The organism is Janibacter sp. CFPM2_SD2, from assembly GCF_057364645.1.
In genome coordinates, this window is record NZ_JBNFOF010000093.1 from 1 (window position 1) to 11,278 (window position 11,278).

The following is an 11,278-nucleotide window of genomic DNA, read 5'->3' on the forward strand; positions in this document are numbered from 1 at the left end:
GAGGAGGTCGGCGGACGGGGAGTCGGCGCCGCCGACGCGGTGGCCGACTCGACGGACTCGAAGGGAGGCCCGGTCCAGGGTCGTCGCCAGCAGGCCGCGCCACAGGGTCACCCGGCTCCAGGCGAGGTCGGTGTCGCCCGGCTGGTAGGTGCGAGCGAGCCGCTTGAGGGTGCTACCCGTGTTGTCGGCGACGGCGCAGTCGGTGATCCGTCGCTGGGCCATGGCGCCCACGGGGTCCGCGGACGGGTCCTTCGGCGCCTCGCGCGGCCACCAGGCGACGACGGGGGAGTCGGGCAGCAGCAGTGGCGTCACGACGCTGCGGGCATGGCCGACGAGCTCGCCGAAGAGTCGCAGCACGACGACCTCGGAGGCGCCGGCGTCGCCACCCACCCGGATCTGGGCGTCGAGACGCGCCTTGCCGCGGGCATTGGCGAGGATGACGCAGACGATGCGGGCCGGGTGCTGGTGGCTCGCGGAGTTGGCGACCGCCAGGGCATCCTCGGCGTCGTCCTCGTCGACGACGATGACGAGGGTGAGCACGCGGCTGAGCGCCATGGCGCCCACGTCCTCACGGATCTCGACGAGCCGGTGGCTGATCTGCGCCGTGGTGGCATTGGGCAGGTCGACGATCACGGCATCCTCCAGGTGCGTCCGTCACGCTGCATCATCTCGTCGGCGGCCGCCGGACCCCAGGTGCCGGCGGGGTACTGGTCGACGCCTCCGCGCTGCTTGGCCCAGAAGCGCTCGATCGGGTCGAGGATCTTCCACGACAGCTCGACCTCCTCGTGGCGGGGGAAGAGCGGCGGGTCGCCGAGGAGCACGTCGAGGATGAGTCTCTCGTAGGCCTCGGGGCTGGACTCGGTGAAGGCGCGGCCGTAGCCGAAGTCCATCGTCACGTCGCGCACCTCCATCTGGTTGCCCGGGACCTTGGCGCCGAAGCGCATCGTCACGCCCTCGTCGGGCTGGACGCGGATGACGACGGCGTTCTGCCCCAGCTCCTCGGTCTCGGTGTCGGTGAAGGGCAGGTGGGGTGCCCGCTTGAAGACGACGGCGATCTCGGTGACCCGTCGCCCGAGCCGCTTGCCGGTGCGCAGGTAGAAGGGGACACCGGCCCAGCGGCGGGTGTCGATGTCGAGGCGGACGGCAGCGTAGGTCTCCGTCGTGGAGTCGGCGGCGACCCCGTCCTCCTGCAGGTAGCCGATGACCTTGTCACCGCCCTGCCAGCCGCCGGCGTACTGCCCGCGCACGGTCGCGGTCTCGAGGTCCTCGGGGACGCGGACGGCCTCGAGGACCTTTTCCTTCTCGGTGCGCAGCGCGGCGGCGTTGAAGCTCGTCGGCTCCTCCATCGCGGTCAGGGCCAGCAGCTGGAGCAGGTGGTTCTGGATGACGTCGCGGGCGGCGCCGATGCCGTCGTAGTAGCCCGCGCGGCCACCGATGCCGATGTCCTCGGCCATGGTGATCTGCACGTGGTCGACGTAGTGGCTGTTCCACACCGGCTCGAACATCTGGTTGGCGAAGCGCAGGGCGAGGAGGTTCTGCACCGTCTCCTTGCCGAGGTAGTGGTCGATCCGGAAGATCGAGTCCGCCGGGAAGACCTGCTCGACGATCGTGTTGAGTTCTTGCGCGCTCTCCAGGTCGTGCCCGAAGGGCTTCTCGATGACCACCCGTCGCCACGAGTCGTCCGTCGGCGTCGCCAGCCCGGAGCGCTGCAGCTGCTCGCAGACGGTGGAGAAGAACCCCGGCGGGATCGACAGGTAGAAGGCGTGGTTGCCGCCGGTACCGCGCGCCTCGTCGAGCTCGCGCACCGTCTGCGCGAGCAGGTCGAAGGCCGCCGGGTCGTCGAAGGTGCCGGGGACGAATCGGAAGCCCTCGGACAGGCTGCGCCACACCTCCTCACGGAAGGGCGTGCGCGCGTGCTCGCGGACGGCCTCGTAGACGACCTTGCCGAAGTCCTGGTCCGCCCAGTCACGACGGGCGAAGCCGACGAGGGAGAACCCCGGCGGCAGCAGCCCACGGTTGGCCAGGTCGTAGATCGCCGGCATGAGCTTCTTGCGGGCCAGGTCACCCGTCACGCCGAAGAGGACGAGGCTGCACGGCCCCGCGATGCGCGGCAGGCGCTTGTCGCGGGGGTCGCGCAGCGGGTTGGAGTCGGCGGTGACCCGCGCCGGGCTCATGCGTCACGCCCCGTGAGGGCTCGCGTCACCGCAGCCAGTCCGGCGTCGTGGTCGGTGAGGTGCAGGACGAGCACGGGCCGGCCGTGGTCCGCGAGCACCTGGGCATCACCGCCGGCCTGCGCGGCGATGAAGTCACCGAGCGTGAAGTCACGACCGGGGACCGGCAGGTCCTCGCGCGGGGTGTCCGTGACCTGCAGGTAGACCCCGGTGGCCGGGCCGCCCTTGTGGTACTGCCCCGTCGAGTGCAGGAAGCGCGGCCCCCAGCCGAAGGTCACGGGGCGCTGGACGCGCTCGGCGAGCGCGTCGGCCACCTCGGCGAAGGGAGTATCGCCCTCGCGGTCGAGGTAGGCCATGACGGCGACGTAGCCGTGCTGCGGGTCGAGCTGGGCGAGCAGGGCGCTGACGGCGGAGTCGACGTCCGTCGCCCCACCGAGCCAGTCACCGCCGAGGTGCCGCACGGTGACCGGGCCGTCGACGAGGTCGTCGGTCGCCTCGTCCCCGCCGGACCCCGACATCAGGTCGCGGGCGGCCTGCTTGGCGCTCTCGACGTCGGGCTGGTCGAAGGGGTTGATCCCGAGCAGCCGACCGGCGACCGCGGTCGCGACCTCCCACAGGAGGAACTGCGCGCCGAGCGAGCCGCCGACGTCCACGGTGGAGGCGGCCACGGGGGCGCTGTCGTCACCGTCGTCGGGCACGAGCCGCACGATCGTCGCGTCGGCCGGGGGAGCGCCCTCGCCGGGTCGGTCGAGGACCACCGGCAGCAGGCCGGTGCCGGCCTTGCCGGTCGACTCCGCGATGAGCTGCTCCGCCCAGTCGCCGAGCCCGCGAGCCTGCGTGCCGTGGTCGACGAGGTAGACCTTGTCGCGAAGGGGGGAGGTCCCGCCGATCGCCGCCCCGAGCCGCAGCGCGGGGTTGGCCTCGTCGTCCTCGGCGAGCAGGTCGGCGACCGCCTCGGCGTCGTCGAGGAGGGCCTCGACGTCGGCCCCGGCGAGCCCGGAGGGCACGAGACCGAAGGCCGTCAGGGCCGAGTAGCGCCCACCGACACCGGGGTCGGCATTGACGACGTGGTAGCCGCTCTCGCGGGCCTGCTCGTCGAGCGGGCTGCCGGGGTCGGTGACGACGACGATGCGCTGCGCGGCGTCGATGCCCGCGTCGGCGAAGGCCTGCTCGAAGACCCGACGCTGCGAGTCGGTCTCGACGGTGGAGCCGGACTTGCTCGACACGACGACGACGGTGCGCTCGAGATCGGTCACGGCCCCGCGCACGACATCGGGGTGGCTCGAGTCGAGGACGACGAGCGGGACGCCGGCGGTGGCGCAGATGACCTCGGGCGCGAGCGAGGAGCCGCCCATGCCGCAGAGGACGACCCGGTCGACGCCCTGCTCGCGCAGCCGGTCGCGCAGCGCCGAGATCTCGCCGACGAGGTGGCGCGAGGTGCGCCCCAGGCCCACCCAGGACAGCCGCTTGGCGGCCTCTTCCTCGGCCGCCGGTCCCCACAGGCTCGCGTCCTGGGCGAAGATCCCGCTCGCGACGCCGTCGGCGACGAGGGCGGGGACGTGCGCGGCGACCGCGTCGGCCGCCGCGCCTGCAGCCGCGACGGAGAGGCTGGTCACTTCGCGGCCTTGGTCAGCTCCGCGCTCACTCCGTCGAGGAGCTCGCCCCACGCCTTCTCGAACTTCTCGACGCCCTCGACCTCGAGCTTGTCGGTGACCTCGGTGTAGCTGATGCCGAGGGCCTCGAGCCGGTCGAGGACCTCCTGGGCCTGCGCGTAGCCGCCGGTGATGGTGTCGCCGGTGACCTCGCCGTGGTCGATGGTCGCGTCGAGGGTCTTCTCCGGCATCGTGTTGACCGTGTCGGCCGCGACGAGCTCGGTGACGTAGAGCGTGTCCGGGTAGGCGGGGTCCTTCACGCCGGTGGAGGCCCACAGCGGACGCTGGCGGCGCCCCCCTTCGGCCTCGAGACGCTGCCACCTCGGCGTGCTGAAGACCTCCTCGTAGGCCTGGTAGGCGAGACGGGCATTGGCCACGCCCGCCTGGCCGCGCAGGGCCTTGGCCTCGTCCGTGCCGATGGCGTCGAGCCGGGCGTCGATCTCGGTGTCGACGCGGGAGACGAAGAAGGAGGCCACGGAGTGGATCTTCGAGATGTCCTTGCCCGCGGCGAGGGCCTGCTCGAGGCCCTCGACGAAGGCATTCATCACCGCGCGATAGCGCTCGAGGCTGAAGATCAACGTGACGTTGACGCTGATCCCCTCGGCGAGGGTGCGGGTGATGGCCGGCAGGCCGGCCTGCGTCGCCGGGATCTTGATGTGCACCTGGGGGCGGTCGACGGCGGCGGCGAGCTCCTGGGCGGAGGCCGCGGTGGCCTCGGGGTCGTGGGCCAGGCGGGGGTCGACCTCGAGCGAGACCCGGCCGTCGACACCGTCGGTCGCCTCGAAGATCGGGGCGAAGAGGTCACAGGCCTCGCGCACGTCGTCGGTCGTCAGGGCGAAGACGACCTCGTCGACGTCCTTGCCCTCGGCGGCGAGCCGGCCGAGCTGCTCGGTGTAGGCGTCGCCGTCGGCGAGCGCGGCCTGGAAGATCGACGGATTGGTCGTGACGCCGACGATCCCTGTGGTGTCGATGAGCTGCTGGAGGTTGCCCGAGCGCAGCCGCTCGCGGCTGAGGTCGTCGAGCCAGACGGAGACTCCTGCGTCGCGCAGCGCGGCGATCGGGGCGGGAGCGGTGGGGAGCTGGTCGGCCATGGCGGTCATCCCTTCGCGTTCTTGATGGAGGTCTTTGCCGCCTTGACGACGGCGGCGGACGTGATGCCGAACTTGTCGTAGAGGGTCGCCGCGTCGGCGGAGGCGCCGAAGTGGTCGATGCCGACGATCTCACCGGCATCGCCGACGACCTCGCGCCAGCCGAAGGGGGTCGCGGCCTCGACCGAGACACGCGCCCGGACGGCGGCCGGCAGGACCTTCTCCTTGTACGCCTTCGACTGGGCGTCGAACCACTCGCGGCACGGCATGGAGACGACGCGGGTGCCGATCTTGGCCTTCTCGAGCGTCGTGCGGGCCTCGAGCGCGACCGCGACCTCCGTGCCGGTGGCGACGATGATCACGTCGGGCACCTCGGTGCTCGACTCGGCGAGGACGTAGCCACCCTTGGCCGCTCCCTTCGCCGACGCGTACTCCGACCGGTCGACGGTCGGCGTGCCCTGACGGGAGAGCGCGAGGGCCGCGGTGGAGCGGTTCTTGAGGACCTGCCCCCAGCACACGCTGACCTCGTTGGCGTCGCGGCGACGACGATCGAGCGGCATGGCCCGCAGCGACGCGAGGTGCTCGATCGGCTGGTGGGTCGGGCCGTCCTCGCCGAGGCCGATGCTGTCGTGGGTCCAGACATAGGTGACCGGCAGCTGCTGCAGGGACGCCAGGCGCACGGCGGGGCGCATGTAGTCGGAGAAGACGAGGAAGGTGCCGCCGTAGACGCGGGTCAGGCCCTCGAGGGCGATGCCGTTCATCGCCATGCCCATGCCGTTCTCACGGATGCCGAAGTGGAGGGTGCGGCCGTACTCGTCGCCCTTCCACGTGTCGGTCTGCTTGCTCTTGGGCGTGAAGGAGGGCTGGCCGTCCATCGTCGTGTTGTTGGAGCCGGCGAGGTCGGCGGAGCCGCCCCACAGCTCGGGCATGACGTCGGCGAGGGCGGTGAGGACCTTGCCCGACGCGGCGCGCGTGGCCAGGCCCTTGTCCGAGGCCTCGAAGGTCGGCAGCGCCTTGTCCAGGCCCGCCGGGACCTTGCCCGCGACGACACGGTCGAGCAGCTCGGCGCGCTCCGGGTTGGCCTTGCGCCACGCGGCGAAGCGCTTGTCCCACTCCTTGTGGGCCTCCTTGCCGCGCTTCTTCACAGCGCGGGTGTGGTCGAGGACGGCCTTCTCGACGGCGAAGGACTTCTTCGGGTCGAAGCCGAGCAGCTCCTTCGTCGCCGCGACCTCGTCCTCGCCGAGCGCCGAGCCGTGCGAGGCGCCGGTGTCCTGCTTCGTCGGGGCCGGCCACGCGATGATCGTGTGCAGCACGATCAGCGTCGGGGCCTTCGTGTTCTTCTTCGCCTGCTGGGTCGCGGCGAGCAGGGCGTCGACGTCCTCGACGTAGGCCTTGCCGTCACCGGTCTTGCGCCAGTCGACGTCGATGACCTCCCAGCCGTAGGCCCGGTAGCGCGCACCCACGTCCTCGCTGAAGGCGATGTCGGTGTCGTCCTCGATGGAGATCTGGTTGGCGTCGTAGATGACGTTGAGGTTGCCGAGCTCCTGGTGGCCGGCGAGCGAGCCGGCCTCCGCGGAGACGCCCTCCTGCATGTCGCCGTCGGAGGCGAGGCACCAGATCGTGTGGTCGAAGGGGGAGGTCCCCGCCTTGGCGTCGGGGTCGAAGAGACCGCGCTGGCGGCGCTGGGCCATCGCCATGCCGGTCGCGGAGGCCAGTCCCGACCCGAGGGGGCCGGTGGTGATCTCGACGCCCGCGGTGTGGTGGACCTCAGGGTGGCCCGGGGTCAGCGAGCCCCACGTGCGCAGGGACTTCAGGTCGCTCAGCTCGAGGCCGTAGCCGGAGAGGAAGAGCTGGACGTACTGCGTCAGGGAGGAGTGCCCGACCGACAGGACGAAACGGTCGCGACCGAGCCACGTCGGGTCGGCCGGGTCGTGCGTCATCACCTGCTGGTAGAGCAGGTAGGCGACGGGGGAGAGGCTCATCGCGGTGCCGGGGTGACCGCTGCCGCACTCCTGGACCGCGTCGGCGGCGAGGAGCCGGCCGGTGTCGACGGCGCGCACGTCGAGGTCGCTCCACCCGGCCTTCTTCACCACGGGCATCGGCAGGTCGCTCGAGCGGGACGAGGTGCCGGCGGGACCGGCGGGGTTGGCCGAGGCCACGGTGCGGGTCGTTCCCTTCGGGGCAGCGCTACCGGCTGCCTTCTTCGCGGGAGCCTTGGGCGAGGTGGCGGTGTCCGTGCTCACGGAGGACCTTTCTGCTGCGGGAGCGTGCGTGCTGCCGCCCACACTAGTCCCGTCCGCCGGGGCCGTGACGAGTGCAACCCGGGGCCGGGAGCACTGCCCGTCGCGGGTAGACTCCTCGGAGGCCGGGCCCAGTTCGGCCATGACCCAACCCCCTTCGGCAAAGGCAGTCCGTGACCACTCTCGAGTCGACGCGCGAGCTGTCGCCGGCGACCCGTTCGTGGCGTCGCACCGTGGGCGCCTACATCGCGCTCACCAAGCCGCGCATCATCGAGCTGCTGCTCGTCACGACGGTCCCGGTGATGTTCCTCGCCGAGCGTGGCGTCCCCTCCCTCGCGCTCATCGTGCTCACCCTCGTCGGTGGCAGCCTGAGCGCCGGCGCGGCCAACACCTTCAACATGGTCTACGACCGCGACATCGACGCCAAGATGGGCCGGACGCAGAACCGTCCGCTCGTCACCGGCGAGGTGACCCCGCGGGCCGCGCTCGTCTTCGGCATGGTGCTCACGGCGCTGTCGACCGCGTGGCTGTGGCTGCTGGTCAACCCGCTCTCGGCGGTGCTCTCGCTCGCCGCGATCGTCCTCTACGCCGTCGGCTACACGATGATCCTCAAGCGTCGCACCCCGCAGAACATCGTGTGGGGCGGCATCGCCGGCTGCATGCCGACGCTCATCGGCTGGTCGGCCGTGACCAACTCCGTCGGCTGGCCGGCGATCATCCTCTTCCTCGTCATCTTCTTCTGGACGCCGCCGCACTACTGGCCGCTGTCGATGAAGTTCACCGACGACTACGCCAACGCCGGCGTCCCGATGCTGCCGGTCGTCGAGCAGATGACGACGGTGTCGCGGCAGGTCGTCGCCTACTCCTGGGTGATGGTCCTGACCTCGCTCGCGCTCATCCCCGTCGCGGACATGGGCTGGGTCTACCTCGGCGCGGCCGTCGTCTCCGGCGGGCTCTTCGTCGGTGAGGCGCACCGCCTCCACGCCGCCGCCAAGCGCGGCGCGAAGCAGTCGGTCCTCAAGCCGATGCGGCTCTTCCACTTCTCGATCACCTACGTGACGCTGCTCTTCCTCGGCGTGGCGATCGACCCGCTGCTGCACCTGCCGCTGCCCGGCCTCGCCTGACCTCTTCGGGTCCGGTACCACTCGCGGGGCCGAGTCGTCCTGCTCCTCGCGCTGACGAAGGGGGCAGGTCGGCGCTGGGCCGACGTCCTTCGTCGTCGTCCGGTCCAGTTGTCGAGCTCGACTTCGGCTTGATTCGCGCCGACCCACCCCCTTCGTCCGCTGGATGTGCGGTGACCGGCCCCTTCGTCTGCTGCTGCCGTCGCCGGGTCAAGAAGGAACGCTCGCTCGAGCGGGCGTTCCTTCTTCGAAGCGCGTGTCCGAGCGCGTGGGCGCCGGGGCTCAGTCGGCCGGCAGGGGCTCCGTCGTCCGGGAGAGGACGATCGCGCGGGTGATGGCGACGACGAGCAGGCTCGCGCCGAGCATGTGGGCGAGCACGAGGACCTCGGGCAGCTTCGTCACGTACTGCACGTAGCCGATGAGGCCCTGGGCGAGGGTGACGATGAGCACGACCCACCACGCGCGGGCGGGGCCGGCGGCGCGCTGGGTGAGCTTCGCCCCGAGCCAGACGGCGACGCAGATGCCGACGAAGAGCATCACCGCGTCGGCGTGCAACCACGAGATCGTCCGGGGGTCGAAGCCCGTGCGGGCCGGGGTGTCGGCGTCGCCGGAGTGCGGGCCGGAGCCGGTGACGATCGTGCCGAGCAGCAGGACGACCGCGGCCACGGCCACGAGGAGCCACTGCAGCCGGGCGACGAGCGGGTGCAGCAGCGAGCGGGTCGCGCCGGAGGGCTGCCGCTGGCGCCAGTAGAGCCACGCGGAGACGGCGATGAGGCCCATGGAGCACAGGAAGTGGAAGGCGACGATCCAGGGGTTGAGGCCGGTGCGCACGGTGATGCCCCCGACGATCGCCTGGGCGAGGATGCCGGCCATGACGACCCACGTGCCGACGACGAGCTCGCGCCGGTCACGCGCCCAGCGGTAGAGCGCGACGAGCAGCGCGAGCGCGACGAAGCCGAGGAGCCCGGTGAGCGTGCGGTTGCCGAACTCGATGAGCTTGTGGATGCCCTCCTCCTGCTCGACCGTCGGCACGTAGGAGCCGGGGACGCACTCCGGCCATGTCGGGCAGCCGAGCCCGGAGCCGGTGAGGCGGACGAGGCCGCCGGTGACGACGATGCCGACCTCGACGATCAGGTTGAGCAGGAGCAGGCGCGGCAGCCACGTGCGGGCGGCCTGGGGGAGGGTCTCGGGCACCCCACTACGGTATGTCGTAGCCAAGGGCGCTCCGACCACCGGGTCGGCAGCAGGCGAAGGGGGAGTCAGTCCCGCCAGCGGAAGGCCCGCACGACGGCGAGGCTGAGCACCGCGCCCCACCCCACGAGCACGAGCCAGGGCAGCAGCGGCACGCCGTCGCCGTGAGGGCCTGGCGCAGGGCATCGCCGAGCGCGCCCGACGGCAGCCAGCGCACGACCGCGTCGAGCCCGCCGAAGGTGTCGCCGGGCAGCAGCAGGCCACCGGCGCCCGCGAGCAGCACCCACACGAGGTTGGCGACCGCGAGCACGGCCTCGGCACGCAGCACGCCGGCGAGCAGCAGGGCGAGGGCGACGAAGACCCAGACCCCGAGCGCCGCGCTCACCGGCGTCACGAGTAGGCCGACCGGGTCGGGGCGCCAGCCGAGGACGGCGGCGACGACCCCGAGGACGACGAGCTGGCCGACGACGACGGACGCGACGGCCAGCGCCTTGCCGGCGAGCAGCCCGTCGGTGCCGACGGGTGAGGTCGCGAGCAGGCGCAGCACGCCGTAGCGCCGGTCGAAGGCGGTCTGGATCGCCTGCCCGGTGAAGGCCGTGGAGACGATGGCCAGGGCGAGCACCCCGGGCGCGACGAGGGCGATCCGCGGCTCGGGCAGGTCCGGGTAGGAGGTCGCGGTCAGGGCGAGCATGGCGAGCACGGGCAGGACGAGCGAGACGAGCAGCTGCTCGCCGTTGCGGACGAGGATCTCGGCCTCGAAGCGCGCCTGCGCGAGGACGCGTCGCCCCCGCGGCTGGACGGTGCTCGTCGTGGTCTCAGCGGTCACGCAGGCCTCCGGTGAGCGCGAAGTAGGCGTCCTCGAGACGCGCGCCGTCGGCGATCTCGTCGGGCGTGCCGTCGGCCACGACCCGGCCCCCGGCGAGGATGACGACCCGGTCGGCGAGACGCTCGGCCTCCTCGAAGCCGTGCGTCGTGACGACGAGGGCCACGCCCTCGTCGCGCCGCTCGCGCAGCAGGTCCCACACGTCCAGACGGGCGTGCGGGTCCAGCCCCGCGGTCGGCTCGTCGAGGAAGGCGACCTCGGTCGCCGAGCAGGGGCGGCGGCGAGGGCGACCCGCTGGCGCTGGCCGCCGCTCAGGCGTCGGACCGACGTGCGTGCGAAGGGGGTGATGTCGAGTCGCTCGACGAGCTCCGCGGCGCGGTGGGTCCGGTGGAGCCGGCCGAGGTGGGCGAGCAGGCGGGTGGCCGGCACGCTCTGGGGGAGGCCGCCGTCCTGGAGCATGACCCCGACGCGGGCGCGGTGCTCGGCGCTGGCCTGCCACGGGTCGGTGCCGAGGACGCGGCAGGTCCCGCCGTCCGGGCGTTGGAGCCCCTCGAGGCACTCGATGGTCGTCGTCTTGCCGGCACCGTTGGGTCCGAGGACGCAGGTGATCTCGCCCGTGCCGGCAGCCCACGAGGCCCCGTCCACGGCGATGGTGTCACCGAAGACGCGGCGCAGGTCCTCCACGACGACGGCAGCAGTCACGAGCGGCAAGTCTAGGCAGACCCCCTTCGGGTGTGGGGTTAGGCATACCTTTGTTGTGTGTTGCGTCGAATTACATAACATGGATGTGTGGTTATTTCCCCGCGGGCACCTCAGGCGTCGGACTCCGACGCCGCGACCCGCGATGCCCGCACCCGGGACCGCGTCCTCGCGATGATCAGCGAGCGCGGCCCGATCACCGCGGCCGACCTCGCCGCCCTCCTCGGACTGACGGCCACCGGCGTGCGCCGCCACCTCGACCAGCTCGCCGAGACGGCGCCGTGACAGCCGGC

General features: G+C 72.0%; 10 protein-coding genes and 1 pseudogene. 2 read left to right on the forward strand and 9 right to left on the reverse strand.

Annotated features, from left to right (window positions below):
* From AC2W7J_RS10115 to tkt, 5 genes are all read right to left on the reverse strand, one after another.
* Positions 1-633 (reverse strand): glucose-6-phosphate dehydrogenase assembly protein OpcA (locus AC2W7J_RS10115; RefSeq protein WP_485982267.1); only part of this gene is annotated, 633 nt, incomplete at its 3' end.
* A complete protein-coding gene (gene zwf / locus AC2W7J_RS10120) occupies positions 630-2,174 on the reverse strand; it encodes a glucose-6-phosphate dehydrogenase (protein WP_255183498.1) in 1,545 nt (514 codons plus the stop codon). The genes zwf and AC2W7J_RS10115, both read right to left, overlap by 4 nt.
* Positions 2,171-3,787, reverse strand: a complete 1,617-nt coding sequence (locus AC2W7J_RS10125) for a glucose-6-phosphate isomerase (RefSeq protein WP_485982268.1) — start codon at positions 3,785-3,787, stop codon at positions 2,171-2,173. The genes zwf and AC2W7J_RS10125 overlap by 4 nt, the downstream gene beginning before the upstream one ends.
* Entirely contained in the window at positions 3,784-4,923 is a 1,140-nt protein-coding gene (tal, locus tag AC2W7J_RS10130; protein WP_255183496.1) for a transaldolase, read from the reverse strand. The genes AC2W7J_RS10125 and tal overlap by 4 nt, the downstream gene beginning before the upstream one ends.
* Positions 4,920-7,010 carry a transketolase gene (tkt, locus tag AC2W7J_RS10135; protein WP_485982271.1) on the reverse strand — a complete coding sequence of 697 codons (2,091 nt, stop codon included), beginning with the start codon at positions 7,008-7,010 and terminating at the stop codon, positions 4,920-4,922. The genes tal and tkt overlap by 4 nt, the downstream gene beginning before the upstream one ends.
* Before the next feature lie 314 nt (positions 7,011-7,324).
* Between tkt and AC2W7J_RS10140 the strand changes: the two genes are divergently transcribed.
* Positions 7,325-8,275, forward strand: coding sequence for a heme o synthase (locus tag AC2W7J_RS10140; RefSeq protein ID WP_255183495.1), 951 nt, complete (start codon positions 7,325-7,327; stop codon positions 8,273-8,275).
* A 279-nt stretch (positions 8,276-8,554) separates the two neighbouring features.
* Here AC2W7J_RS10140 and AC2W7J_RS10145 read toward each other — a convergent pair whose 3' ends face one another.
* The 4 genes and pseudogenes from AC2W7J_RS10145 to AC2W7J_RS10160 all read right to left on the reverse strand — a co-directional run.
* Complete coding sequence (locus AC2W7J_RS10145; protein ID WP_485982269.1) at positions 8,555-9,466, reverse strand: COX15/CtaA family protein; 912 nt, start codon at positions 9,464-9,466, stop codon at positions 8,555-8,557.
* Positions 9,467-9,470: 4 nt separating this feature from the next.
* Positions 9,471-10,289, reverse strand: a complete 819-nt coding sequence (locus tag AC2W7J_RS10150; protein WP_485982272.1) for an ABC transporter permease — start codon at positions 10,287-10,289, stop codon at positions 9,471-9,473.
* Complete coding sequence (locus tag AC2W7J_RS10155) at positions 10,279-10,488, reverse strand: hypothetical protein (protein WP_485982273.1); 210 nt, start codon at positions 10,486-10,488, stop codon at positions 10,279-10,281. Before AC2W7J_RS10155 ends, AC2W7J_RS10150 begins: the two co-directional genes overlap by 11 nt.
* 116 nt (positions 10,489-10,604) lie before the next feature.
* Positions 10,605-11,069: pseudogene (locus AC2W7J_RS10160) on the reverse strand (ATP-binding cassette domain-containing protein); the annotation flags it as partial.
* Between the two features lie 6 nt (positions 11,070-11,075).
* On the opposite strand from AC2W7J_RS10160, the gene AC2W7J_RS10165 reads away from it, so the two are divergent.
* Complete coding sequence (locus tag AC2W7J_RS10165; RefSeq protein WP_485982270.1) at positions 11,076-11,270, forward strand: DNA glycosylase AlkZ-like family protein; 195 nt, start codon at positions 11,076-11,078, stop codon at positions 11,268-11,270.
* The last annotated feature ends 8 nt before the right edge of the window (positions 11,271-11,278 follow it).